This is a genomic window from Ruegeria sp. YTSA064 (assembly GCF_059610325.1).
In genome coordinates, this window is sequence record NZ_JBXWNK010000018.1 from 13534 (window position 1) to 39562 (window position 26029).

Sequence of the window (26029 nt, forward strand, 5' to 3'; positions counted from 1 at the left end):
CCTGAAGGCAGTAGATGGCAATTTCATAGTTTCAGCCTCTTGAATATGTTCTCTGGAATGTTGCAGATGATCGTCATGATCAGCCACCAGATTGAACGGACATAAATCACGTTCTTCCCGCGCTCGACAGCTGTGGCGATCTTCTCGGCGACCTCCATCGGTTGTGCCGTCAACCATTCAGGCAGGTCCAGGTTTTCGGTCATCTGCGTGGCGACAAAACCAGGCAGAACCGTCACCACATGCACACCCTTCTTTGCCAACCGGTTCCTCAGACCTGACAGGAAGGCGGTAAATCCGGCTTTGGCCGAACCATAGACATAGTTTGTTGCGCGCCCACGCAGCCCGGCGACTGAACTGATGCCTACCAGAGTACCGGAACCACGCGTCTCAAACCGATTGGCGAGTTCAGCCAGAATGCCCGCGGGGCCTTCGTAATTCGAACGCATGACCAGGCTGGAGGCTGCTAAGTCCTGTTCGTTCTGCGATTGCTCACCCATGAACCCGACGGCGCAAACCGCGATCAATGGCAATTTCGGCAAACTGTCAACGAAGCCTGCAAAACTGTCAGGCTGCAACGCATCGAACTCATGAAGTGTAACGTCGACTTTGTATCGTGTCGTGATGTCGGCGCGGTTGGGTTTCAAGGTTTCGACATTACGCGCCGCAAGCTGGATCGGATGGCCGAGGCTTGCGAATTTATGCGCCACCGCGAGGCCGATGTCCGAGCGCGCACCAAGGATGAGAACGGAATCTTTGCTCATATCGCTAGCCTTTCGGATTGGGAGGATTGAAAAGTTTCAGAGGCACCGCTGTCCTGACGTTGGGCTACAAACCGCGCCACGCGCGGATCGCTCTCGATCAGCGTCTGTGCGGTCATTCGGGCATCCTTGGCCAGATAAAAACGGCCCCCATGGGCAATGGTGATCCTGTCCAACTGCTCAAGCAACCTTAGGTTTTTGGAAGTGGCAGGGAAGTCCAGCGCCAGTGTGTAGCCGAGCATCGGAAATGAAAACTTGCTGGACTGCTCACCAAACCGTTTCAGCACAGCCAGAAACGACCCGGCACCGGCTTCGGAAATCGCCTCGAGCAGAGCTTCGAGACCTGCTTTGGATGCATCGAGCGGCAATGCGCACTGAAATTGTAGAAAACCCCGGCGCCCATAAACCCGGTTCCAGTTCAAAATCGCATCCAGAGGATAAAAGTAGCTGTCCCAATCTACCAGATTGTCGCCAGCCTTGCGCAGCCCGGCGCGGTAGTACAGCGCGTTGAACGCCTTTACTAAGGGGCCTGACATGGCAAAACCCGGAAAGTCGAAGGCTACACTCTTTTTTCGCTTGGGGCGTAGCGCGTATCGGTCATCGTTTTCCTGCGCGCCCAGCATGTCGCCTGAGGCGTGTTCGCCCAACATGACCAGAGATCGGCCCCGGTTCGCACCACCCTTGAGGCAATCGATCCAGGCGACCGAATACGGGCTGTCGTCAGAGGTTTCGAAGATCTCCATTGCCTCGGCGAGGTTTTTGGCCGGGATCGTGGTTTGCCTGATCCAGCCGGTCTCGACCGATTGCAGGCGAATGGCTGCCCGCAGGATTATTCCGGTCAGTCCCATGCTGCCAGGTACCCAGTCAAATAGTTCCGGGTTTTGTGTGCGGGATGCCCGGTGCACCTGACCGGATTGATCCATGACATCCACCCATTCGAGGGCCGCCGACATCGAACCGTCACGATGATGGTTCTTGCCATGTACATCGGCCGCGATCATGCCTCCCAAGGTCACGAATTTGGTGCCCGGCGTGACCAGAGGGAACCAGCCGCGCGGCAGGAAAGAGGTGATGACATCCGCCAGCATTACACCAGACTCTGCAACCAAGATGCCGGTTTCCGCATCAAACGAGATCATGCGGTTGAAGTGACGCATATCGATTGTACCACGACGGCTGACGGCGCTGTCCCCATAGGCACGCCCGTTTCCGCGCGCGATGACGCCGCCTTTGGCCTGGGCAGCGGTCAATTCTGCCTCGGAACGCGGCCTATCAACGACCGGAGCGTAGATGACTGGAAAGCGCCCCCATCCGCTGAGCATCATGTCGCACGCCCCAGCGACAGCATCGCGTCGGTGAACACGTAGCGCCGGTCCAGATTGTATTTTACCACATAGCCGATGGTCAGGCCGATCACGGCACCGATCTCCCGTGCAAGGTCGGTTTTCCAGATCAGCCAGCATGCTGTTTCGGAACCCCAGAAGATTACCGTCGTGACCAGCCCCATGATGGTGTAGAGCGTGAACTTCTTGCCATGCGCCGCAGCGCCCGAGGACAGGTCATAGAAGATCCAGCGTTTGTCCAAAAGGTACTTTATGACCAGTCCCACAAATGTACCTGCGCCCATGGCAATGACAAAGAGGCCCAAACCTTCGCCCCAGTGCAAAACCAGCCGTTGGGTCGTCAGGTTTGCAATCGTTGCGATGACTGCGAACACGCCGTAGCGCAGGACCAATCCCCCCAATGTCATAGCAGCGCACCCCAGATGGCGCAGAACAGAATGCCCAGAAAACACAGCTGACTGGTTCGGTCCTTGGCCGCAAACACGACCGGGTCGTCGTGCATGTGTCCGCGATGGGTAATCATGATGATGCGGGTAAGCCAATAGAGCAGGATCAGGCATACAACCCAAAGCGCCGTAGGGGATCGGTAAAGCTCCACAACGGTTGGCGAGTTGATATAAAGCGCCATCACCAGCACCGATACATAACCTGACGAGATTGCCACCTGACTGATCAGCGGCAGATCATCGACCTGATATCCGCGACCAGCAGCTTCCATCGCACCACGCTTGGCGGTGTCTATCAGTTCGGCTTGACGTTTGACCGATGCCAGAGACAGGAAGAAAAACACCGAAAACGCCAAAAGCCAGACCGATAGGGGTATTTCTGTCGCATAGCCACCAGCGATGATGCGCGTCGTGTACAATCCGGCCAGCACTATGATGTCGATCACGATCCGGCGTTTGATGTTCAGGGAATAAGCGGTGGTCGCAACGTAGTAAAAGATCATCGCCCCCAACAAGGCGAGATTGACACTGGCGGCGATGATGACGCCAAGTGCAAGCATGCCCATCGCCATCCAGGTGCCATGAGCGATCGGTATTGCGCCTGACGCAAAGGGCCGTTTGCATTTGCGCGGATGGGCCCGGTCGGCGGCCAAGTCCAGAAGGTCATTTGTGACGTAGGCGCTGGAGGCAACCATCGAAAAGGAGATGAATGCCATCAGAGCGGCCAAAAACGTGCCCCAATCGTACTGATGGGCCGCCAGCATCGGCAGAAAGACCAATATGTTCTTGAGCCACTGATGCGGGCGCATTGCCTTGATATACGGTTTGATGCTGTTGGGCCGGGTCTGAAGATGATCGACCTGAGCGTCCAGGCTGTCCACCGTGCTGCGCAACGAGGCAGAGGTATTTACAGTGATTGCGCGTTCGGCTTGTGACCATACAGGAATATCGGCATGGGCGTCGCCCATATAAGCAAAACCGCCCTCAAAATGGTCCTTCAGAAAGGATGCCTTTGCAGGGCCTTTCAGGTTGCGAACGCCGTCCGATCCGTAGACCTCATCGAAAATACCCAGATGGTCGAAGATGCCATTGGCAATCCTTTCGTCACTGGCCGTTACCAGCGCCGTCCGGCCACCACGATTGCGCCAGTTCTTCACATAAGAGATGACCTCGGGGTCGTAGGGCAGCGTCGCCACATCCAATGGGCCGGATTGGGCAAGGTCCCGTTTCAGCTTTGCCTTGCTTTGCATCAACGCGCCGACAGCCTGAATTGGCGTCCGCCAGTTTCTTCCCAATGCACTCCAAAAAGTCTCAAACAAAATGTCAGAGCGCAGCAGCGTTCCGTCCAGATCCACCACCAGTACTGGTAAAGGTGTTTCACTCGTCATATGAACAAATGGCCGAAGCCCCTCAAACTATTAGTCAGATAACGCAAGTATATATATTTACTTGGCTATGGATATAATACGGCGGATGTATGTCTGGCGAGGCGCTATTTCACACAGGCTCGTTCATTGTGCCCCCATTACCCGTACTGATTTGAAATACGGACTTTTTCGGGATCGATCAGGGATAGCCCCTGTTTCATTGCCAAGAACAATATGCTGAATCGAGTAGAATAGTAGAGGGTCCGCGGAAGAATTTGTTTTGCAGGATGTACTTCGCATTTGCGCGATGTACTGTATTTCAATGAGATGAACCTATCGGGAGTTTATGCAGTGCGATTCTTGAGTGCAGTCGTTGTTTCGCTGGTCACCGTATCCTCGGTTCCGAGCCTTGCCCAAGCCGAGGCGTTACAGCGGAGGTCGACTGGTGCGTATATGAACAGTCTTTATGATCTGGTTCCCCCGATGATGAAGTTGCTGGTGGAAGCGAATGGCGAACAGTTTTTTGCGGCTCAGGGTAGCTATGACATTACGCCGCCTGTCGCTCCGCCGAATTGGAACCAGAACTGGATTCGATTTGGGGTTCCGTCGCCAGGGGTCACCCAGTCATGGCCGTCAGTTGAACGCGCAAACGTGACAGATGTTATCATCGTGACGGATAACTTTTCGGGCCCTCCTGTTTATGGCTCGCAAGGTGCTAACCCGAACCCGGCTGTCGCCGGGCCTATCCCCAGGCCCCCGGTCGAAGGCAAAGCTTTAACCTGGGGCGATGAGGTAACGGATATCATCGCGGCCCATGAAGAAAATGTGACGGATGAGCCGATCTATTGGATCTACGAAGGCTGGGCTGATGGCGGCAAAATATTGGACGATAGTACCGGTGCCGGATCAGACCGCGACTTTGCCCGTTGGCGTGAAAGAACGACATCACAATATGATTACACGGGTTGGTTCGACAATCTTCTGGAGCACGCCAAAAAAACTGAACCCAGTGTCGCATCGCGCATCAGGATGATCCCGGTCGCCCGCACAATGGTCTCGGTCATGGAAAACACGCCGGCTTCCGACATCAAAGCTGGCGAATGGTTTAAAGATGCCGCACCGCACGGCAATGACACGCTGCATCTGTTGGTCGCGATGATCGTATACTCGACCATGTTCGAGCAAAAAGCGCCAAAACCGGATGTCTCGACAAAGAATATTCACAGCGTCTTCATGGACAACTATGAAGAAATCTCTGACCATGTGTTCGAGGCTGTGCAGCCCTACATACCGTCCTGACGTCATTACTGCGTTAGCCAGAACCGAAGGTGATCCCGCTTGAGGGTTCATCTTCGGTTGCCCATCTGACGCGAGAAGCGGGTTGTTAAGGGCAGGCTAGGGAAGATTATCCGGCGGTTGGTTAGAGAATGCCATTTACCGCTTTCCACGCCATGCCGCCCCAAATCACGTTGACGAAATGTGAGAAGCCCACAATCAGGAAGAAAATGAGCAATATGTTGAACAATACAGGCGGCAGCTCCCGGCCCGGTGTGTTTTTCGCGAAGCCGAGGCTTACGGCAATCAGCAATGTAAAGATCACAGCTGTTGTGTGGAAACTGACCCAACGGCCCCAATCCACTGCAACGAGATAAAGAGGCAGAAACAGGAATGCCGAGACCACGTAGGCCTTGATGAACATGCGACCATCAATGAAATGCCTGCCGATGACGATGATCGGGATCGCAGTTATTGCGTACAAAAGTGCAAAGGACAGGACGAGGGGTGAGAAAAACATCCAGAACGTCGCTGTCAGGTATTCCTTAAGCGGAATCTCAAGTGCTTTGATTGCTCCGGAACAAATCTCAGCGTCGACGCCCGCTGCCAGTACCGGGCGGCAAACTGTCATGTAATCGGTCACCGTGTCGAAGCTGAATGCAATGACGACGGTGGCGACGCAGGAGCCTGCAAGGATAATCAGAAGAGCAGCGAGCTCTCGGCGGGAAATCGCGGATTTCGCAAACAGCAGGTAATAGCTGAAGGCAAAGAAGGGGGCGAAGAAAAGGTTGCCTTCGTGGCTTAGAACAGCAAAGCCGAATACGAATGCCGAAACGTAGATCAAAATCCTGCTGGGTGTCAGGCGGCTGGTGGCATACAGCAAAAGGGTAAATGCCAGAAAGGTGATCAGCTCCTTTCGCAAGCCGCCCTGATCGTCAAGTGACCAGAAACTGATGAAAAAGCCCGGCGACAAAATCAGAAGCCAAATGGTCGCGGGTGTATCGGATCTTCTGATTGATTGGGTGAGCAGACCCATCGCGGCCAACAATAGGGAGATTTGCAGCAACACTACCAATAGCACAACGTCAATGGATAAGGTCTGAGAGACTCGTAGCAGTAATGAGCCCATTATTCCCCGACGCACGGTCGTATCGACGCTATTGATAAGCCAGTCACCCTGTTTCCAGGAGTTCCCACCCAGCAGAAAATCCTGGTACGCAAGCACCACGACATAGAGTGTGAACATCCATAAGAGAAATTTGGGAATGGAATAAATGTATCTTTGCAAGATCAACGGGTCCAGTTGAACATTAGCCAAAGCAGAGATTCACCATGGCGGTAATGCAGAACATATGAATTACCAACTGCAGCCGATGACTATGGTGGATCCGAGTATCTGGCAAGCCCACCTATGCAGTTGACGGTGAAAGCTGATCACGGCCGCCAAGCGAATTCTCGACCAATCTGAAAAAACGCCAGAGGACTGGTAGCTCGGCCAAGGCCCTCTTCATCACGGACACTGTAGTTTAGACCGGCATTTATAATCCATTGAGACTCGAGCTCGTAGCTGTATACGGCATTCAAGTCTGTCCGTTCAACGCGAGGATCTACTTCAGTAGAATCTTGGAAAATCTGCGTTGCACCAAGCCCGAAACGTGAAGATGGGCCAAGGCCCCAGATATAGCCGACGTCAAGAATATATTCGTCGCGAAATACCTCGTCATCTGTGATGACGACATCCCTATCGAAGAAGATTCGAAGTTCGTTGTCGCCAAATTCATTACTGTATGTCAACGACCCGATTGGTTCTGTTTTTCCACCATCTGTATGCGCAACACCCAAGCTGGCCGAGAGCTCAGCGCCAAGCACTTCAAGGCTGCGACCGACACGGAATGAATTAAGGCGCCCAGCCAGCGCCAACTCGCTTTCAGCATCGAAAAACACTGCGCCATTAGGCATATCATACTCGGCACCAAATCCTCCGATGAGGCCAGAGGCAGAGTCATCGCCGGAAATCAGTTCGCGCTCATCGATATCCACGTACCCTAACGCGAAGTCCAACCGCAACCGTTCGGTGACTTCCTGAGACAACCCAAAAACAATATCTTTGGTTTTCCGGTCAGTCTGATCCGGGTTATCTTCTTCGTATCGCTCTGCGCTGATATCAATCGCGGCAGTTGTGACCGGCGACAGGATAAAGCCAATGCCCGCACCGCCGCTAATTACATCAGTATCGAATAGATCCGGACTTGTCTGATCTACGTAGTCAAGATTCTGCGTATCTATGCGGAAATAATAGTTGACCAAATCCTGACGCCCAAAGTCCATTTGGAAGGAAAAGAGTAACTCTCTGCGAGTCCCGTCGCCCGTTAAATCGCCAAAGTCGGAGGGTAAATCGACTACACCGTCTTCATCTATGAAGTCATTAAGTGACCGAAAAAGACCTATATCATAGCTTGAAAAGTCGAGGCCAAGGTCGAGACCAGCGTTGGCTCCGTCTCGAATGTAACCAAAGTCAAAGATGGAATCACCGATATCAACGTCGCTGCCTCGATCTGGCAGATCGCTAAACCGCAAAGCGGTAACAGCATCCAAGCTCAGGCTCTGTATGGGAGTTTCACTCGATAGCCCAAAGGATAGGATTGTCGAAGCAATTGATCCATTGCCCTGCTCGGGAACATCAAGTGTCAAATTGCGCCCTGTCTCAAAACGCTGAGCTATGCCAAGGGTCATTTGCGGCCCGCCGGGATCCAACTCAATGCCCTGAGCGATTGCGCGGTTACCTGTATTTACCGACATACAAACAGCACCACAAAGTGCTGTTTGTAAACCAAGCTTTAATTTCACTGCCCTGCCCCTTTTTAGGGGTTATTCGAACAAGCGCCGTTGTGGGATTACAATCACATCACCGTCGGCCAGCCTCGTCGATCCCCCTGTTCCTGTGCCGTCCAACATCGCATCATAGTCAAACTGGTAAACAGTTTCCTTACCTGCGCTGTCTGTACGACGTAGCATTATCCGTTTTGTGGCGGCGAATCTAGAAAATCCACCCATCTCACCGAAGAATTGCATAAGTGTTGTACCGCGCACTGGCGCATGACGCCCGGGCGAGCCTGCTTCTCCAATCACATATACATAGATCGTTTCGTCGGGAAGCGGCGGAATCGGTACGTTCAACGCGCCCAGCGATACAAACACGTTGGGCGTAGAAGCGAAGTTGGGAGCAAGCAGTTCGGTCAGATCAGACCTGACCTGCTCAACTGTGCGGCCCCCGGCCCTGATGGTGCCCGCGAGCGGTACGTTTATCTGACCGTCAGGCGCCACAAGAATGTCGCGGTTGAGGCTCTCATCTTCAAGCACTTCGACGCGCAGCGTATCGCCTGACTGAATCCGATAGCCCTGCGCCAGCGCCGGCAGCGCCAGAACGCTGATCAATGCCGAAATAAGCAATGTGAAAATTGATCTCATGTCCAAACTCTTCCATCTCTGCATTGCAGTATCGCTCGGCGCTGCGCCGAATACACTCTATCCTGTTTCGGCGATATCTTGCCCAGCTTTCAAGTCAGTTTTCATGATTTCTTGCAGACTGTGACGTAGTTACCCTTTGTTAACCGGATCTTCCTAACCTGATCGGCGAATGACCGCTGCCTTCGTGCGCTGGACGAAGACATTATTGTGACACAATTGTATAATTTGCTGGCGTGGTGTCAGGACAACCGCGCGTAGGGACATCTCAGGGGATGAAGTGTGAGATGATAGTCGGATTGATCTTGCATGGATTGATGGCCGCGGGCGCATTGAGCGTCGGTGCGCTGGTTTCAGGCGCTTCATTGGGCACCGCGATCATGATCTATGCAGCAACAGGCGGTATTGTCGGCCTTATGCTGTGTGCCGTCCTCATTTGCCGCGCCCTGCTTGTCGAGGAAAATTGTGTCGAACACGTTTCGGTCCAACAGGTGAATTGACAGGCGGACCGCGCGACAGTCACCGGTTGACAGACAATTGCTGCAACAATTCCTGCGTTCTTTGTAACTGAGAGAAATCGTGCTGCGCCGAAAGCGCGACAGCCCGGTTCAAGACTCTTTGTGCGTCTTCCCCGCGTCCAGCAGCAACATAAGCTTCTCCCAGATGATATTGAACAGTCGGATTGTCGGGCAGTCCTTGCGCTGCTGCCTCAAGGTGAATTATCGCTTCATCCAATTCGCCCCTTAGAAATACAATCCAGCCATAGGTATTGCGAAAGGCAGGTACGTCTGAACGTTGAAACCGGCGGGCGACGACAAAGGCGCGCGACAGGCTTTCGGCATCATCGCGATGGATGCTGATCAGACTGGCCAGATTGTTGGCAAATACCTCTACGTCAGAGTTATTTGTGTAAAGCGCATCATAAGCTGCAATCGCTCCGTCGAAATCATTCTGACGTTGAAGCTGCTCTGCCCGCAGGGCGCGCGGCAACACTGCATCTGGATTGGCGTCTGACGCGACATTGAGCAGTGCCGTTAGCTCTGCCTCGCGCCCTTGTCGGGTCAGCATCCGGGCCATTTGGCGTACGGCTCGAAGATTTTCCGGGTCTTCTGTAAGCAACACGCGATAGATCGCTTCGGCTTCGTCATCCTGGCCTTCGGCCTCGTAAATCCCGGCGCGCAAATAGCGCAATACCGGATCGCCGGGCGTGTCCTGCAACCTGTTTTCAAGCACATCAACAGCCGTATTGATTTTGCCGTTCTGTACCATGGTGCCGATCAAGTTTGTCAGTGCATTAAGGTCCGCCGGCTCTGCGGCGCTCAGGTCGCTCAGGAATCTGATAGCGTCTTCGGTTCGGTTCTGTTGAACCAATACTGCTGCTTCGATCCGATCGGCGGCTGTCAGTGCAGAGGGATCATCTTGTGCCCGCAGGCGCCAGATCAGTCTCTTCACCCGAATCCAATTCTTTTGCCGCAGCTGAATCTCAGCCATTGCGGTCAGCAATTCGACATTGCCGGGCGTGACACCAAGCGCATCCGCCAGAACGGTTTCAGCAACATCAAGCCTGTCATCCGACAGCAGGAACGCAGCATAGCGCAAAGACTCGTCCAGAGCGCGACCTGAGGCCTCAACCGCTAGCGCATAGCGCTCACCGGCCAGCTCTCGCGCTCCGGTGCGCTCATGTGCCTGACCCATCAGAATCAGAATGTTGGGATCGCGCGGTGCTCCGGCCTGGGCGGTGCGCAGCGTCAGAATGGCCTCCTCGGGGCGATCCTCGCGAATTTGCCAGGTGGCGTGCATTTTCAGCGCTTCCGTATGACCCGGAGCTTCCGCCAAAACCTCGCTGATCAGCGCCTCGGCGGCAGGTACATCCCCGCCGCTGATCAACATGCGCGCCAGATTGATCTTAAGGTTTGCTGTCTCTTCCGTGGCCTGAGCGTCCGCCAGCAGTTCGTGCATCATTTCGATGGCGGCTGCGGTCTGGCCTGCCTCGTAGTTCAGGGCCGCCAATGTGGCCTGATAGCTTTTGTTTTCGGGCTGCGCGGAAATCAGGCTGTTCAGTTCCGAGCGCGCAGCTTCCTCACCTTGGGTGCGTTTCAAGAAATTGACCACTTGCAGGTGATCGTCGACGCCTGTGTTTGGTGCATTTGCGAGCTGACGCAAAAACGCTTCGCCTCCGGCGACGTCCTTTTGCTCCATATGCCATGCCAATCGCATGTTGCGCGCCAATCGCCGGTCGGGAAAGCGGCCCGTCAATTCCCGCAATGCCTCACCTATTGCCGCCATGTCTTGTTGGTCGGACAGGATACGCAAACGGGCCAGATGGAATTCATACTCATCGGGAAGATGCGTCAACGCTGTTTCGATACGGCGCAGGGCCAGATCAGGGTTCCCAGTCGTTACCGCATGATCAATAACCAATCGCCGGGCGAGGCGATCGTCGGGACTGTCCACCAGTCTGTCCTGTGCGACTTGCAATGGCGCGTCAAGCGCAGCAATGTCCTCGGCCTCGATCCCCTCACGATAGTCCAGAACCGCATTTAGAAAGCGGACATCCGCATTGTTAGCTGCCAGATCACGCGCAGTGCGACCATGGCGCAACGCATCCTCCCATCGGTTCTGGTCCAATGACATTCTGGTCACGATAAGTCTGGTATCCAGCCGTTCGGGCTCCTGTTCGACCACGCGCAGATACTGGTTCAGCGCCTCGCCTATCTGGCCTTGTTGTGCCAGAGTCTGCGCAAACAAGATCCGTCCTTGGGTATGAGAAACATCCAGCTCTAATACGTTACGCAGTTCAAGCAGCGCCAGTTCGGGATCACCCGTCTCCAAAAGCTCAAGCGCCGATTGATAGAAGCGCTCGGCCCGTTCTTCGGAGGATTCGCAGCCAGCTAGGAAAATGGTCGTGCAAAGCGCAATGAGTGGCGGATTAATCAGATGTCTGAACATAGCTTTTTAAGTTTGAGCTTTCGACTAACGGCATACTGTCCAGTAGTGCGTGATGTTACCAGCGCTTTGATCGAGAATTGTGTTCGCGCACGTTCACAGCCTGGTGTTTGTCGATATCAGGTTGGGGAGGCCTATCTTGCGTCATATGCGGGCAGAGGCGCGGAATTGTTCTTTTCCGGGCAAAAATTCGGGCATTCCCATTCGTAATTACGCTCACTTACTTTATAAAACTCTCGAAATTGACAAAATCCCGATTTACGCAGGGGTTTTAATAGGTCTTTTTGTTGTTAGGTTTGATAGTGTTGTGCGGTTGAGATTTCTTTTGAATACCAAGCACCAAGGGACACCCGGATTGTGTTAACGTCATGGCTGGGTTGAAGATTTTGATCACAGGCGCGAGCGGTTTCATCGGGCGCTACGCGGTTGACGCGGCGCGAGGCTCGGGGAATGAAGTGGTGGCATTGGTGCGCTCTGAAGCGACTACGCCTACTGCATGGAGCACTGATTCCGGGATTGTCGTGTTTCCTCTGGATCTGGCGGAACCAGATGCGAAGGGCAGACTAGCGAAACGATTGTCTGATGTGGATGCAATTATTCACGCTGCGGCAATAATGGGTGGGGCGCCAGACCGCCAGATTCGCGAGACGGCTAAGGCGATGGAAACGGTACTTGGCGCGATTCAGGCCTGCTCGTCTTCGCTTCGGCTGGTGCTGGTCAGTTCCCTGTCCGTCTATGATGGCCGTGCTGTAGAAACCGGCGTGCTGTTGACCGAAGATTGCCCGCTCGAAACTGCACCTCAGAAGCGGGACGCCTATTGTCAGGCCAAACTGATGCAAGAGCGGCAATCACGTGCTGTGGCCGAAGCACAAGGTTTCGATCTTTGGATTATGCGGCCTGGCGCGGTATTTGGGCCAGAGCGTTTGTGGAACGCGCATTTGGGGTATCCTGTTGGACCGCTGCTGATTTCGATGGAAAGTGCCGGGGAAGTCCCTGTCAGCTATGTGGTGCACACTGCGCAGGCGCTTGTGCAGGCAGCGCAGACCCCGTCCAATGGGGTCGAAGTGATCAATGTTTTTGATGATGACCGTCCAGACCGCGCCACCTATGTCGCGGCGCTGCGTCAGACGGGTTGGCCGCGCGTGGTATGGCCGATTAGCTGGCGTCTGTTCAGTATTGTCGGTGCCGTATTGGGCAAGATTCCGAGGCTGGGTAACAGATTACCGGGGCTGCTGCGGCCCGCTACGTTGCATGCCCGGATGAAACCAGTGCGCTTTGATACGACACGCCTTCATGCGCGACTGGATATCCCGCCGCAGCCGTCCTTTTCCGAAGTCATGCACCGGTTACAGATCGAAGGTAAGTCGGCATGAGCCAGCCAGCACCCATCGCATATCTGACTGGGGAATACCCCCGCGCGACAGATACTTTCATCCAGCGCGAAATTTTCGCCCTGCGTGCGCAGGGGGTTGAAGTCGAAACGTGTTCGATCCGCAAGACGGGCATCGAGCATCATGTGGGCCCCGAACAACAACAGGAATATCAGAATACATTCTATGTGATCGCGGCAGCGAAATCCCCGTTGCACCTGATCCAATGCCACCTGAAGGCACTGATGCGGGCGCCAGGTCGATACTTCTCGGCCCTTGGTCTGGCGCTGAAGACCCGTCCGGCCGGGTTGAAGGGATTGGTGTATCAACTGTTCTACTTTGCAGAGGCGGCGGTGCTGGCCGAGCATCTTCGCAAGCGTAAGGTACGCCATCTTCACAATCATATCGCTACGGCCACCTGCACGGTTGCAATGCTGACCAGCCGGATCAGTGGTATATCTTTCAGTTTCACAATCCACGGGCCGGATATCTTTTTTGAACCCAAACACTGGCGCATCGATACCAAGATCTCTGAGGCCCGGTTTGTGGCCTGTATCAGCGATTTCTGCCGCAGCCAGTGCATGATCTTTTCGGACCCCCAGCATTGGAAGAAGCTCAATATCATTCATTGCGGTATCGATCCCGAGAAGTATCAAGCGACCAGCACCGCTGATCCTGACAGGCCTCATCTGGTCTTTGTCGGTCGGCTGGCGGGGGTCAAAGGCGTGCCGGTCCTACTTGAGGCACTGTCGCGGCTTGAACAGGACACGCCCGGATTGCGTGCAACGCTGATCGGGGATGGGCCAGAACGGGCAGATCTTGAAGATCAGGCGAAGCGCTTGAAACTGGATGGGGTGGTGCATTTCGCCGGATACAAATCGCAAAGTGAGGTGGCAGAGATTTTGACCGGGGCCGATGCGTTGGTCCTGCCCAGTTTTGCCGAAGGTGTCCCGGTGACGCTGATGGAGGCGATGGCCAGTGGTCTGCCTGTGCTGACCACCCGTGTCGGCGGCATTTCGGAACTGGTCGAGGATGGCGTCAGCGGCTATCTGGTGCCGCCCGGCAATGTCGATGCGTTGACCGAACGCCTGCGTGATTTGCTGAGCGATCCCGAATTGCGCGCCCGCATGGGTCAGGCGGGCCGGACCAAAGTGACCGCCGAGTTCAACCAGAAAACTGAAGCGACGCGTCTGGCGCAGCTCGTCCAACCTGAAAGTCAGGGGGTGAGGAATGCCGAATGATACCCTGATCCCGGCAATCGGTCTGGTCCTGATCGGTCGAAATGAAGGTGAACGTCTGGTTCGTTGCCTGGCTTCGGTTCCCGATGAAGTGTCTGCGGTGGTTTATGTAGATTCGAATTCTTCCGATGACAGCGTGCAGCAGGCCCGTAATGTCGGGGCACATGTAGTTGAGCTGGACCTGTCCCGCCCGTTCACTGCAGCGCGGGCACGCAACGCCGGATATGCTGCCTTAAAGGCGATGGGTGTGCCACTGGACTTTGTTCAGTTTGTTGATGGCGATTGCGCCATCGTCGATGGCTGGGTCGCTGCCGCGTCTGAGGCGCTGGTCGCCGATCCCGGGCTTGGCATCGTGACAGGTTGGAGAGCTGAGATTCACCCCGATACAAGCGTCTACAATGCGCTTTGCGATTTCGAATGGCACCGCCCGGCGGGTTCGATCCTAACCTGCGGCGGCGACATGATGGTACGGGTTCCGGCCTTTGACGGGGTCGGCGGCTTTGATGACACCGTCATCGCGGCCGAGGATGACGAATTCTGCGTGCGCATTCGCAAAGCGGGTTGGAAAATCGAACGCTTGCCCCTGGACATGACCCGTCACGACGCTGCCATGATGCGTTTTTCTCAATGGTGGAAGCGGGCCGTTCGCACCGGGCATGGATTTGCCCAGGTTGGCGATCTGCATGCCGACTATTTCACGCGAGAGCGCAAAAGGGCCTGGTTCTATGGTGCGGTCTTGCCAGCCGTCGCGGCAATCGGGCTGTTCGTGTCGGCCTGGATCGTTCTGGCAGTTTTGGGCATCTATGTGCTGTCGTACCTGCGGACCACACAGGGCCTTATGCAGGAAGGCTTGCCTCGTCCATCAGCGATGCGACAGGCGGTTTTGCTGTCCTTGTCCAAACTTCCCAACGTTGTTGGTATGCTGACATACCTGTGGCGCCGAAAGCGGGCGGCGCCGATGAAGATCATCGAATATAAATAGTCATTCGTGTTGAAAAGAATATGTATCAGAACCCAATTCGCGTCGGCCTGATCGGAGCCGGATATATCGCAACCTGGCACGCAAACGCGCTGCGGGCCAGCAAAGGCGTTGACCTAACGGCAATCTGCGATGTGTCGCCCGCGGCGGCATCGGATTTCGCCGGAACCTATGGAATTCAGCCCTTCACCTCGATCGAAGAGATGGCGGCTGCCAATATCTGCGACGCGGTCCATATCCTGACCCCACCGCATATCCATGCAGACCTGGCACAGCGCTGTCTTCGGGCGGGCTTCCATGTGATGGTGGAGAAACCCTTTGCGTTGTCGCATGCCGATTGCAGCGCTGTCGCGGCTGCAGCAAAAGAGGCTGGGCGGCAGATTGCCGTCTGCCACAACTTCCTGGGTGTCCCGTCATACGAGCGGTTGAAACAAGCCTGCCGGTCTGGCGCGTTGGGCCGGATCAACAGCGCCGAATTCAACTGGCGCTTTCCCTTGGCGCCCCTGCGATCCGGTCCCTATGGCCTGTGGATGTTACAAGAGGCACGCAATCTGCTTTTTGAACTGGGGCCGCATCTTTACGCCTATGCCGTGGATCTGTTTGGTGAGCTCAGCGATTTCAGACTGGAAGCAGGTAAGCCCGTCACTCTGCAAGGGGGGCAGGTCCGCCCGCAAAGCTGGCAGATCCGGGCGCGGGCTGGTCATGTCGATCTGACGTTCAATCTCGAATTGGTTGAAACCATGGATGACCGGTCGGTCGTAGTGCATGGATCCTCGGCGATGGCGCGGCTGGATTATGCTACGGACACGCTGACGATCCGACGCGAGAACACATCCGACATCGTCATAAACCCATTCCGTCAACAGATGGGGCTGGCGGGTCAGCATCTTTGCGAGGGCGTGGTCAACGGCGTGAGACAACTGACATCGTTGAACCGCAAATCCCCCTATGCGCTGAGCTTTCTGGGGGCGTTTGGTGCGTTTTACGATGCGATCCGCACTAACAACCCGGTGGACGACCGTTTTTCGGCCGCTGCTGCCGGGGCCGTCATCGGAGCCATTGAACAAACCGCCGAATTGATACCGGATGAATTCACCGCGAAGCCTGCCCCGGTCGTGCCTGCTGCAACTTTGAAGCCTACGGTTATGGTGATCGGGGGCACTGGTTTCATCGGTCGCCATCTGACACGCGCTTTGGTCAAAAGCGGACGTCGGGTGCGGGTCCTCAGTCGTGGGCGGCATGGACCTTTCGCCGACATTGCTGATCAGGTTGAAACTGTTGCTGTTTCGTTGCGGGACAAAGAGGCGCTGACCGCTGCCATGGAAGGGATTGAGGTCGTCTATAACCTGGCCAAATCCATGGACAATACCTGGGAAGGGTGCCTTGAAAACGACGTCGGCGTGGCTGTGCGCGTGGCGGAGGCAGCGCAAGAGGCCGGGGTCAAGCGGTTGATCTACACCGGAACCATCGCCTCATATGACATGTCCGATCCAGCGCGCACGATCACAGAAGACACCGGATTTGGCGAGGATATGAGCGACCGCAACCTCTATGCCCGCTCAAAGGCGGAATGCGAGAAGCGACTGCTTGAAATGCACCGGAATCAGGACCTGCCTCTGGTAATTGCGCGGCCCGGCATTGTCATCGGTGAGGGCGGGCCGCTTCAACATTGGGGCATCGGGCGCTGGCATGGGGCCGGGGCGGTGCGGATCTGGGGGGATGGGCACAACATCCTACCGTTTGTCCTGATCGAAGATATCTCGGATGCTCTGATCGCAATGATCGACAATGACGCTGCCGTGGGGCAGTCATTTAATCTGATTGGTGAGCCGATGATGAGCGCGCGGGACTATTTTGACGCGATACATGAGGCTTTGGACGCGCGGATCGAGGTCAAAAAAGGCGCTTTCTGGACCTTCTACCTGTCGGGCAGCATCAAATACCTGCTCAAACGCTACGTCGTCGGGCTGCGTGATCTGAAGAACCAGTCCTATAGCGATTGGAAATCCCGGGGCCATCTGTCCCCCTTCAGCAATGCCCGCACCAAAGAGGTTCTGGGTTGGAAACCCGAAGCGGATCGGGATGAATTTGTCCGCAAGGGCATCACCCAGGCCAACCTGTTCGGCTTTTAGGATGTGGTGGAGTCAGACCATGGCTGAACCGGCATGAAGTTCATAAGCCAGCGCATATCCGGGCTGATGTCCGACCGCGACAGTCTGCGGCGCAAGATCATGGCGTCGGCCGCGTTATCGACAATGGTCTTCGTGATGCAGGTAATGGCGCGGATCGTCTCAACCATCGTGCTGACCCGAATACTGACGCCCGAGATATTCGGGGTCTTCGCCGTCGTCATGACCTTCATCTTCGTGCTCGAGATGTTTTCCGATCTGGGCGTGCGCTCGCTGATCCTGACCCGCGAGGGCGAATTGGATGATGGGTTTCTGCGCTCCTGCTGGACGGCGCAGATTTTGCGCGGAGTTCTGATCCTGCTGGTCTGTATCCTGCTGGCGTTTGGCATATCGTGGGGGCAGGGGGCAGAGTGGTTCGATCCAAAGTCAAGCTATGGTGACCCGACGCTTCCATTTGCAATCGCCGCAATCGGTGGGTTTTCTATCATCAGCGGCTTCGCGTCACCAGCCAAGTTTGTCTATGAACGCGAAATGAAGTTCCGTCAGGTCAGCAAAGAGACGCTGATCAGAGTGGTTCTGACAACGGTCATAACTATAGGTCTGGCCTTCTGGCTGCGTAATATCTGGGCGCTGGTTCTGGGTAATCTCGCAGGCGCAGTTATCATGGTTACGCTTAGCTATGCGATGTTTATCGGTCCAGCGATGCGGCTGAGTTGGAGCGTTGATGATTTCCGGGTGATCATCGAGCGCGGCAAATGGATCATCGGTCATTCGGCTTTGTCCGCCGTCACCGTAATGGCTGACCGCTTTGTTTTAGGCTTTGCGATGTCGGCAAGCTCGTTTGGATTCTATTATATCGCCCGTCAGATCGTGGATATTGTCGAGACGTTTTTGAACACGGTACACGCTCAGATGGGACTTCAGGTGTTCACTGAATTGCACAAAGACGGCGAAGAGGCATCTTTGCGCCGCCGCTATTATCGATACCGCATCCTGTTTGACAGTCTGGCGATGTTCGGAGCCGGTACGCTAATGACTTTCGCCCCAACATTGGTAGGTATTATCTACGATGACCGATACGCGGACGTCGCGGGCATGATCCAGATCCTGTCTGTGGGTCTGATCCTGATTGGCCCGCGCCTGTTGCGCGAGGCCTATAGCGCGCAACGCCGGTTCCGCGAGATGACGGTTCTCAGCCTGGTAAGCGCTGCAACGATCTGGGTCGGACTGTTCATCGCGATATGGGGTTTCGGGTCAACGACCCTTGCGCTAATCGTTGTCGCATTGCATCGCATACCCGAGGTCACCGCGCTCTTGGTGATGGGGCGTCGGGAAGGCTGGGTATCACTGCTGCATGAGGTCCGGTTGATGCCGCTTGTGCTGGTCGGAGCAGCAGTGGGCTGGGGAATGGCTGAACTTTGGGCCGCAGCAACATGATTTCGAGGAAGTGCATGGATGATGGTTCCAAGCACTCAGAGCTTCTTCACTTATCCCCTGAAAACTTCCAATTGCTTTCACACATGTCCCTGAGGCCGTGCTTCGCCTCAAATCCAAGGACTTCGCTTGCCCGGTCTGTCGCTGCATAAGAAACCGGCGGGTCGCCAGGGCGACGATCCACAATGCGATTGGGTATCTCGCGATTGATCACCTCCGAATAGGTGTTCAGAACTTCACGGACCGAGTTACCTCGCCCGGTGCCAAGATTGACGAGATGGCTTTCTTTCTGGTTCAGAAGTGCATCGAGACTCAGTACATGACCCCGAGCCAAATCAAGGACGTGGATATAATCACGGATGCAGGTTCCATCGGGGGTATCGTAATCGCCACCGAAGATGGAAAGCGCCTCGATTTCGCCGCGCGCGACGCGGGCAATCACCGGAACGAGATTGCCGGGCGGCTGAGAGGGATCTTCCCCGATCAGCCCGGATGGGTGAGCCCCAACAGGATTGAAATAGCGCAGTATGCCGGTTTTGACATCGGGATGCGCCTTGGTGACGCGCGCCAAAAATTCCTCTCCGAATAGCTTTGTGGAGCCATAGCAACTGTCCGGTAGGCAGGGGCTGGTTTCGGTTAAGGGCATTTGCGAAGCGCTGCCGTAAACTGCGGCCGATGACGAAAAGACGATATTTTTAACGCCACTTGCCTGCATTGCGTCGACGATGTTGATCAAGCCTGTGCAATTGGAATTGTAATAGCCGATGGGATCGGCTTCGCTGTCAGGGACGGATTTCAATGCAGCAAAGTGCACAACGGCATCAAAGTCGTTGGTGGCAAATGCGGATTTGATGGCGTCCTGGTCGCGAATGTCTGCCTCGATGACCGGTACAGCTTTTCCTGTGATTTGGGACAGCCGGTCAGGCACATCATGGCGCGCGTTTTCGAAATTGTCCAAAATGGTGACCGCGTAACCGGCATCCACAAGGGCTGCATAGGTATGCGAGCCGATAAATCCGGCGCCGCCGGTGAGAAGAATGTGCTTTGTCATGATTCACCTTTTTGCGGGATCGACCTGAGAGGGCAAGCCATCGTGATTTCCCGAGCCAACCTTTGCAACAATAACTCGTACCCTATTTGATTGTCCCCTGTATTGGGACGCCTCTTTCGAGGTCAAAATTGCCGCATATCACTGCAACTAAAGCTAGAATCCAGCGTGGATACTGTGCCACAGACAATGACAACTGCAACTGGAATCTAGCATGGACAGAGAGTCCCTGCTACGAGTCATTTACGTGCACAACCCGCGCCGTCCGGTGGCAGTTGTTCCATCTTTAAGAGATTTTGATTTAGGCCCCAAGAAGGAGATGGGCAGAGAACCGTTTGCTCAGATTTTTGGACATGAATGAAAGAACCGACCAGCCGATGAAGATCGCGATTTACGTCTCATCTTGGCCGCCCGGACGCGTCGCGTCCGGAATTGTAACATACACGTCGCAGCTTGTGTCCTCGCTGCGGGCATTTGGACATGAAGTTTATATTCTGACGCCTGACGCTGGAGAGAAGGATCCGTATACGATTGACCTCGGGGACGTTCAGGTTCCTTTTCTTTCAAGGATTTGGCACAAAATACAGTCGAAGCTGACGGCGCGCCCCTACGACGCGTTGCGGCATTCGGCCAAGATCGCATTGGCCATTCGCAAGCTGGTGGCCGAAAAAGGGATCGAGGTTTTCGAGATCGAGGAATCCTTCGGAATGGGTGCCGAGGTTGCGATGATGAATATCGTCCCCGTTTCAGTGCGTTTGCACGGCCCATTCGTCCTGACCGGTGGTTTCAAGGACGCAACATCCGCGCAGTCCATCAATGACGGGCGTTCGACGTATGAAGGGCTGGCCATCAAAGCAGCGCATTATGTGACGGCCAACTGTAACGACACGCTGGATACAATTCGCAAACACTACGATCTTGGGATTGAGAGCAGTACCATTATTCCAACTCCAATTGTTTCGTCGCCAGAAACTGAGACCTGGCAAGTTGACCGGTGTGACAAGAACAAGATGTTTTTCGTCGGACGTTTCGACAGCATCAAGGGCGGGGATCTGGTACTGCGGACCTTTGCGCGGCTTGCCGAGGCGAACCCAGATCTGACCTTGACCTTCATCGGCCCGGATCAAGGTATCCAAACCGAGAATGGCACAGTCTATTTTGAGGAGTTCTTCGAGCAGAATTTCCCACCGAAGTTGCGTGATCGTGTCGACTACCGGGGACAGATGACTCATTCCGAGCTGATGAGTCTGAGAACAAGCCACTACCTGACTCTGATTGCGGCCCAGTACGATACGATGGGATATATGTTGCTGGAACCGATGTCTCTGGGCTGTCCGCTGGTCACAACGGCGGTGGGTGGCATTCCCGAAGTCATCGAAGACGAGCGAAATGGCCTTTTAATCCCCAGTCAGGACCTAGAGGCAATGGTTGCGGCCTGTCAGCGCCTGTTGGACGATCCGGACCTTGCCACGCGGCTTGGGCGACAGGCTTGGGCAGATTGCAGCGAGCTTTACAGCCCCGATGCAGTCGCGACCAAAACCGTTGAAGGATACAAGGCCGCGATCCGTGCCTTTAAAGGCTGACGCAGATATTAACCCGTACAGACGTTATCATTTGAATGTAGGAACTTGCACATGGAAAAGACCCAGACGTTGATCATCGGGGCCGGCATTAGCGGCTTGTCCACTGCTGCAGCCCTTGGCGATGCCGAGTACCTCGTCATTGATGCGGACAGCGCCATTGGCGGCTATTGCAAAACCATCAAGAAGGATGGGTTTGTCTGGGACTATTCCGGTCATTTCTTCCACTTCAAGAACCCGGAAATCGAAGCCTGGTTGCGTGAGCGGATGCAGGGCCAGCAGATTATCACCTGCGAAAAGAAGTCCTTCATCGCTTATGGCGGTGACTGGGTTGATTTTCCATTTCAGAAGAACATCCACCAATTGCCCAAGGCGGATTTCATCGACTGCCTGTATGACCTGTATTTTGCCAAACCGAACGAGCAGGCAGAGGGCAGTTTTCTGGACATGATCTATGGCCGTTTCGGCAAGAGTATCAGCGAAAAATTCTTGGTTCCGTACAACGAGAAGCTCTATGCCTGCGACCTCAGTTCGCTCGACAAAGACGCCATGGGGCGGTTCTTTCCGCACGCAGATGTGGATGACATCATCCACAATATGAAGATCCCTGACAATCAGAGTTATAATGCCACGTTCACCTATCCCGAAGGCGGCGCCATCGAGTATGTGAATGCCATTGCCAGTGCCGTGAAGCCTGATGCGATTTGTCTGGACGAAGCGTTGGTCGGGATTGACCTTGACCGCAATGTGGCGCGCACAACACGTCGCGAAATTGGCTTTGAGCGGCTGGTGTCGTCCGCACCGTTCAACCATCTGGCCAGAATTGCCGGTCTGGAGCATCAGGAAGAGGCATTTACCTGGAACAAGGTGCTGGTCTTCAATCTGGGCTTCGACCGGAAGGGGCCGCGCGATGTGCATTGGGTTTACTACCCTAATCGCGAGCGGGTGTTCTACCGTGTTGGGTTCTATGACAACATATTCGACGCCGACCGGATGAGCCTTTATGTTGAGGTCGGCCTGACGAGCGATGCAGAGGTTGACGTCGAAGCCACCCGCGCACGCGTGCTTGAAGATCTGGCCCGTGAAGGTCTGATTGATGACCATGAGCTGATGGCTTACCACGCCTTGGTGATGGACCCGGCCTATGTCCATATCAACCAGCAGGCCAAATCAGAGGTAGAGCGTTTGAACAAAGTCCTCAACGATAGTGGTGTCTATTCCATCGGGCGGTACGGAGGTTGGACCTATTGCTCGATCGAGGACAATATAATCGAGGCACGGGAACTGGTTGCTTCATGGCAAGCGGACTGAACATTTGGCGATGCGGTGGCTTTCAAACCACCGCGCCACGCGTTTGTTACGAAAGGCGCAGCGGGATGCGCTTTTTACCGGTAATCTTGTTCAATATCTTTCGTTTCAAAGAGATTGGCTCCAGAAACTCGGTGTCCTGATCAAACAGGCGTCCGGTGAGCATCGGATCATGCCACAATGCCAGTCGCACGCCCCATTTTGCGGCCTCTGCTGGTTCGATGCCATCGGGTATGCCCATTCGGGTTTTCAACGCGCCGGGTATCCAGTCATTGATGACGATATCCGGAAAACGGTCGGCAAGATCGGCAATCAATGATTTGGTCAATGTCTGCGCAGCCCCCTTGGTCACCGAATAGGCCGCGGCCGTGGGCGCCGGTGCAATGTGGGCGAAGGTGCTGAGGTTGACGATCCGGCCATAGCCACGCTCGACCATGCCGGGAAGGACTGCGTGGCAGCAATAAAAAACGCCGCCGAGATTGATGTTGACCGACTGCATGAAACTTTCCGGGGTTTCATCCAGAATGTCGCGGCGCGGATAAACGGCTGCGTTGTTGATCAGGATCGTGGGCGCGCCTAAGGTGGCGGTGATATCTTCGAATGCCCGTGCGACGGCCTCTGGGTCCGAAACATCGGCTGTGACGGGCATGAATCCATCCCCCAGCTCGGTCGCAACGGCCGTCGACTGTTCGGGGTTGCGACCGATGCCCGCGACACGGATGTCTTCGGCAATCAGGGTGCGACACAGTTCTCGTCCCAATCCCGCGCCGGCACCTGTGACGACGGCAATACCTTCGCGAATTCGCTGGCTTGTATCTGTCATGACGCCTCCGTGGGTTGTTTAGACTGGTTCGTTCGATCAGCGATGATGTCTGCGACCCGCAATGCGTTGGCGGCGATGGTCAGGCTTGGATTGACCCCCATCGATGTTGGCATGAACGAACCATCGGCGACATAGAGGTTTTGCAGATCATGTGCCTTGCAATCGGGATCAAGCACCGACGTGGCGGGATCGCTTCCAAAGCGTAACGTGCCCAGCGGGTGACCGACGTTAACGATTGGTTTTATTGACAGAAACATCACACGCCACCGGCCGATTGCGCTCCGGATGGCGCGGCGCAGTCCGGTTTGACGGGTGAAGACGTCGCGCGCGACTGTGTATTCGAATGTAAAGACCTCGGGGTCCTTTTGGTTCAATACTACCCGGTTTTCGCGGACGGGGAAGTCCTCCATCTGGGCCACGAACACGTCGGCGTTTCCAAACAGTTTGGCGGCCAAAAGGGCGGGTATGTTCAGAAGGCGGCGCAGCTTTGTGTATTTGGCAAACCGCGAGCGTTCGAGCTGCATAAGCAAAAAGCGCAGGATGGTTCCGTAATCCGCCTCGTATCCCATGGATTGCGCCAGGCCCATACGCTCACCTTTCACAACATAAAAGTCGCGTGTGGATATTGCCCTGCTTTTGCCGATCGGTTCCGCACCCCGCCTTGGCCAGACAGCAAAGAAATTATCAATATGAAACATCAGCCCGCGCCCGACCCAATCGCTTGAATTGGCACATCCGGTTGCGGATAGGTCGGTTGACCGCAGCAACAGGGTGGGCGAGCCAAACGAACCCGCAGCCAAAACATAGGTCCGGGCGTGCAGGGTGAAAGTCTCGTCACAATGGCGCACGCGGACGCCGGTGATCTGTCCGGGCTGGTCTTCTGCCAGCGCTTCGACATCGCATTCGGTGATGATAGCGGCGCGACCGCTGGCCAGTGCCGGTTCTACACCGGCCGAGCGGCCATCCATCTTGCAGGTGCGCGGGCATTTCCTGCCGAAGCAATTGGCACACCCCTCAATCCATTTCTGTGCGATATGAGAGTAATACGGATGCAGGCCCCGATCACGGAAATCGGCCATCATCGCCGCTTCTTGGGGTGTGAATTCTGGCGGCGGGCGCAGTTTGACCGAAGGAATATCCGAGAGCGGGTCTTCCGCGCCATGTACAAAGAGCAGGTCCTCGGCCTGATCGAAATAGGGAAGGAACGCCTCAAATCCCACGGGCCAACCGCCAGTCGGGTGCGTGATATCCGGTACGTCGTCCAGATCGTGCGGTTCAGGACGCTCCAGTGCCGCTGCATAGAAGACGGATGAGCCGCCGACCCCGCTGCCCAATGGCGCGAAATAGTGTGAAACCGCCCCGCCGTCGTGTGCCTCGACCGGTTTGGGCCAATACCCCCGCAGCTTGCGAGCAATCGGCTCCGTGACATCATCGGCATAGTACTGACGTTCGCTCCGGTAGCCCGTCACGCCCTTCTCGAGAAACAGAACCGACAAACCGCGTTCCGTCAGACGCCGCCCGGCCATGCCGCCGCCCATGCCGGCGCCGATGACGATCACATCCCACGACTGCGACTGCGCTTCATCTGGCGTTATCACCCGGACCCTCCTTTCATGGTGTTGCTACAGGCCGGAGGATTGCGCGATTGAGGCATTATGCTTCCAGCCAAATATTTCTCCACCTTGCACCGCATTATCGACCCCGGCTCCAGGCAGAGTCGCTGCGGCTGCGGACGGATAGGCTCACAGCGACATATACCCCGAAACCAATCGGGTCGGTCAGGGCAAGGCGCAGCAGATGTCCCGCTTTAAGCGGGGCTTTGCCTTCCCGATCCAGTATACCCGGATATAAACGCGCAAGCTCGGCTACTCCTGCGTCCTGCCTGCGCCGGACACGTACAAGAGCCTGAAATCCTTCGACGAGGGGCCAGGAATACGGAGGCGAAACCGGCAAACGCTCATCCGGTGTGAATTGCAGCCGTACAAAGGTGTCGTCCGAGATGATCTGCGGAAATGCCTCCCAACGAGCGCGACCAGCCGCATTGACGGCAAACAGCCCGGCACCGGGCACGCCCTCTGTCATGAAGGGCAGTCGGGTCCAGATCCGGCCATAGGCCCGTGTGACCCAGCTTTGTGCCGAGCTGACCTTCAGATCGCCGCTGGCATAGGCCGGTTCAGTGCGATCCAGCACTTTCACCAGCGCGTCCAGTAGCATCGGTGACATGACAACATCCGCGTCCAGATAGACCCTTGTGCCACCCGTTGCCACAGCGTCGGCGCGGTTGAGCGCCGCTGGTTTGCCGCCCTCTTCTGAATCCAGTACCTCCAGATGCCAAGCCCGCTGCTCAAACCGCTGTGCGTAGCTACGGGCGATATCTGCTGTCTTGTCGGTGCAGGCATTTGCCGAAACGATCACCTCGGCCCGGTGCGCGATGACCTGTGCCAAGAGAGCCTCGAGGCAGGGGCCGATATAAGCTTCTTCGTTGTTAGCAGGGATGATGACCGAAATCTCAAACATGGT

21 protein-coding genes are annotated in these 26029 nt (G+C 55.5%); 9 read left to right on the forward strand and 12 right to left on the reverse strand.

All coding sequences use genetic code 11. The annotated features are described in order from the left end of the window. Positions 1 to 23 precede the first annotated feature (23 nt). Genes AC2FI7_RS21440 through AC2FI7_RS21455 form a run of 4 tightly spaced genes read right to left on the reverse strand, consistent with a single transcriptional unit; the run spans position 24 to position 3935 of the window. Positions 24 to 761, reverse strand: a complete 738-nt coding sequence (locus AC2FI7_RS21440) for an SDR family oxidoreductase (protein WP_010442225.1) — start codon at positions 759 to 761, stop codon at positions 24 to 26. Then, on the reverse strand, positions 758 to 2083 hold the full coding sequence (locus tag AC2FI7_RS21445) for an FAD-binding oxidoreductase (protein ID WP_010442224.1): 1326 nt from the start codon (positions 2081 to 2083) through the stop codon (positions 758 to 760). The genes AC2FI7_RS21440 and AC2FI7_RS21445 overlap by 4 nt, the downstream gene beginning before the upstream one ends. Next, the gene (locus tag AC2FI7_RS21450) at positions 2080 to 2508 is read right to left on the reverse strand and encodes a GtrA family protein (RefSeq protein ID WP_010442223.1); all 429 of its coding nucleotides are present in this window, start codon (positions 2506 to 2508) and stop codon (positions 2080 to 2082) included. Before AC2FI7_RS21450 ends, AC2FI7_RS21445 begins: the two co-directional genes overlap by 4 nt. After that, on the reverse strand, positions 2505 to 3935 hold the full coding sequence (locus tag AC2FI7_RS21455) for a UbiA family prenyltransferase (protein WP_010442222.1): 1431 nt from the start codon (positions 3933 to 3935) through the stop codon (positions 2505 to 2507). The genes AC2FI7_RS21450 and AC2FI7_RS21455 overlap by 4 nt, the downstream gene beginning before the upstream one ends. Positions 3936 to 4265: 330 nt before the next feature. Between AC2FI7_RS21455 and AC2FI7_RS21460 the strand changes: the two genes are divergently transcribed. Further along, positions 4266 to 5213 carry a hypothetical protein gene (locus AC2FI7_RS21460; protein WP_139056610.1) on the forward strand — a complete coding sequence of 316 codons (948 nt, stop codon included), beginning with the start codon at positions 4266 to 4268 and terminating at the stop codon, positions 5211 to 5213. Between the two features lie 121 nt (positions 5214 to 5334). On the opposite strand, the gene AC2FI7_RS21465 is transcribed toward AC2FI7_RS21460, so the two are convergent. The 3 genes from AC2FI7_RS21465 to AC2FI7_RS21475 all read right to left on the reverse strand — a co-directional run bounded on the left by AC2FI7_RS21465 (position 5335) and on the right by AC2FI7_RS21475 (position 8657). After that, the gene (locus tag AC2FI7_RS21465; protein WP_496833623.1) at positions 5335 to 6435 is read right to left on the reverse strand and encodes a hypothetical protein; all 1101 of its coding nucleotides are present in this window, start codon (positions 6433 to 6435) and stop codon (positions 5335 to 5337) included. 188 nt (positions 6436 to 6623) lie between these two features. Further along, the gene (locus tag AC2FI7_RS21470; RefSeq protein ID WP_480874325.1) at positions 6624 to 8036 is read right to left on the reverse strand and encodes a hypothetical protein; all 1413 of its coding nucleotides are present in this window, start codon (positions 8034 to 8036) and stop codon (positions 6624 to 6626) included. A 21-nt stretch (positions 8037 to 8057) separates the two neighbouring features. Then, complete coding sequence (locus AC2FI7_RS21475) at positions 8058 to 8657, reverse strand: polysaccharide biosynthesis/export family protein (protein ID WP_010442218.1); 600 nt, start codon at positions 8655 to 8657, stop codon at positions 8058 to 8060. Between the two features lie 284 nt (positions 8658 to 8941). Between AC2FI7_RS21475 and AC2FI7_RS21480 the strand changes: the two genes are divergently transcribed. Further along, on the forward strand, positions 8942 to 9154 hold the full coding sequence (locus AC2FI7_RS21480) for a hypothetical protein (protein WP_010442217.1): 213 nt from the start codon (positions 8942 to 8944) through the stop codon (positions 9152 to 9154). A 19-nt stretch (positions 9155 to 9173) separates the two neighbouring features. Here AC2FI7_RS21480 and AC2FI7_RS21485 read toward each other — a convergent pair whose 3' ends face one another. Further along, positions 9174 to 11603, reverse strand: a complete 2430-nt coding sequence (locus AC2FI7_RS21485) for a tetratricopeptide repeat protein (RefSeq protein WP_496816934.1) — start codon at positions 11601 to 11603, stop codon at positions 9174 to 9176. 365 nt (positions 11604 to 11968) lie between these two features. Between AC2FI7_RS21485 and AC2FI7_RS21490 the strand changes: the two genes are divergently transcribed. Genes AC2FI7_RS21490 through AC2FI7_RS21510 form a run of 5 tightly spaced genes read left to right on the forward strand, consistent with a single transcriptional unit; the run spans position 11969 to position 18753 of the window. Next, positions 11969 to 12973 carry an NAD-dependent epimerase/dehydratase family protein gene (locus AC2FI7_RS21490; RefSeq protein ID WP_496816935.1) on the forward strand — a complete coding sequence of 335 codons (1005 nt, stop codon included), beginning with the start codon at positions 11969 to 11971 and terminating at the stop codon, positions 12971 to 12973. After that, on the forward strand, positions 12970 to 14211 hold the full coding sequence (locus tag AC2FI7_RS21495) for a glycosyltransferase (RefSeq protein ID WP_010442214.1): 1242 nt from the start codon (positions 12970 to 12972) through the stop codon (positions 14209 to 14211). Before AC2FI7_RS21490 ends, AC2FI7_RS21495 begins: the two co-directional genes overlap by 4 nt. Continuing rightward, entirely contained in the window at positions 14201 to 15190 is a 990-nt protein-coding gene (locus AC2FI7_RS21500; protein ID WP_496816936.1) for a glycosyltransferase family 2 protein, read from the forward strand. Before AC2FI7_RS21495 ends, AC2FI7_RS21500 begins: the two co-directional genes overlap by 11 nt. A 20-nt stretch (positions 15191 to 15210) precedes the next feature. Continuing rightward, positions 15211 to 17319, forward strand: a complete 2109-nt coding sequence (locus AC2FI7_RS21505) for an NAD-dependent epimerase/dehydratase family protein (RefSeq protein WP_010442212.1) — start codon at positions 15211 to 15213, stop codon at positions 17317 to 17319. Positions 17320 to 17352: 33 nt separating this feature from the next. Then, positions 17353 to 18753, forward strand: coding sequence for an oligosaccharide flippase family protein (locus AC2FI7_RS21510; protein ID WP_010442211.1), 1401 nt, complete (start codon positions 17353 to 17355; stop codon positions 18751 to 18753). Between the two features lie 46 nt (positions 18754 to 18799). Here AC2FI7_RS21510 and galE read toward each other — a convergent pair whose 3' ends face one another. Then, positions 18800 to 19801, reverse strand: coding sequence for a UDP-glucose 4-epimerase GalE (gene galE / locus AC2FI7_RS21515; protein WP_010442210.1), 1002 nt, complete (start codon positions 19799 to 19801; stop codon positions 18800 to 18802). A gap of 350 nt (positions 19802 to 20151) precedes the next feature. On the opposite strand from galE, the gene AC2FI7_RS21520 reads away from it, so the two are divergent. Together AC2FI7_RS21520 and AC2FI7_RS21525 are read left to right on the forward strand one after the other, a co-directional pair. Continuing rightward, a complete protein-coding gene (locus tag AC2FI7_RS21520) occupies positions 20152 to 21381 on the forward strand; it encodes a glycosyltransferase family 4 protein (RefSeq protein ID WP_010442209.1) in 1230 nt (409 codons plus the stop codon). Between the two features lie 51 nt (positions 21382 to 21432). Then, positions 21433 to 22689 (forward strand): protoporphyrinogen/coproporphyrinogen oxidase, encoded by a 1257-nt coding sequence (locus AC2FI7_RS21525; protein ID WP_010442208.1) that lies wholly within the window; start codon positions 21433 to 21435, stop codon positions 22687 to 22689. 46 nt (positions 22690 to 22735) lie between these two features. On the opposite strand, the gene AC2FI7_RS21530 is transcribed toward AC2FI7_RS21525, so the two are convergent. The 3 genes from AC2FI7_RS21530 to AC2FI7_RS21540 all read right to left on the reverse strand — a co-directional run bounded on the left by AC2FI7_RS21530 (position 22736) and on the right by AC2FI7_RS21540 (position 26026). Next, complete coding sequence (locus AC2FI7_RS21530; protein ID WP_010442207.1) at positions 22736 to 23509, reverse strand: SDR family oxidoreductase; 774 nt, start codon at positions 23507 to 23509, stop codon at positions 22736 to 22738. After that, positions 23506 to 25107 (reverse strand): GMC oxidoreductase, encoded by a 1602-nt coding sequence (locus AC2FI7_RS21535; RefSeq protein WP_496833625.1) that lies wholly within the window; start codon positions 25105 to 25107, stop codon positions 23506 to 23508. Before AC2FI7_RS21535 ends, AC2FI7_RS21530 begins: the two co-directional genes overlap by 4 nt. A 94-nt stretch (positions 25108 to 25201) precedes the next feature. Next, positions 25202 to 26026 carry a glycosyltransferase family 2 protein gene (locus AC2FI7_RS21540; protein ID WP_496816938.1) on the reverse strand — a complete coding sequence of 275 codons (825 nt, stop codon included), beginning with the start codon at positions 26024 to 26026 and terminating at the stop codon, positions 25202 to 25204. Positions 26027 to 26029 lie beyond the last annotated feature (3 nt).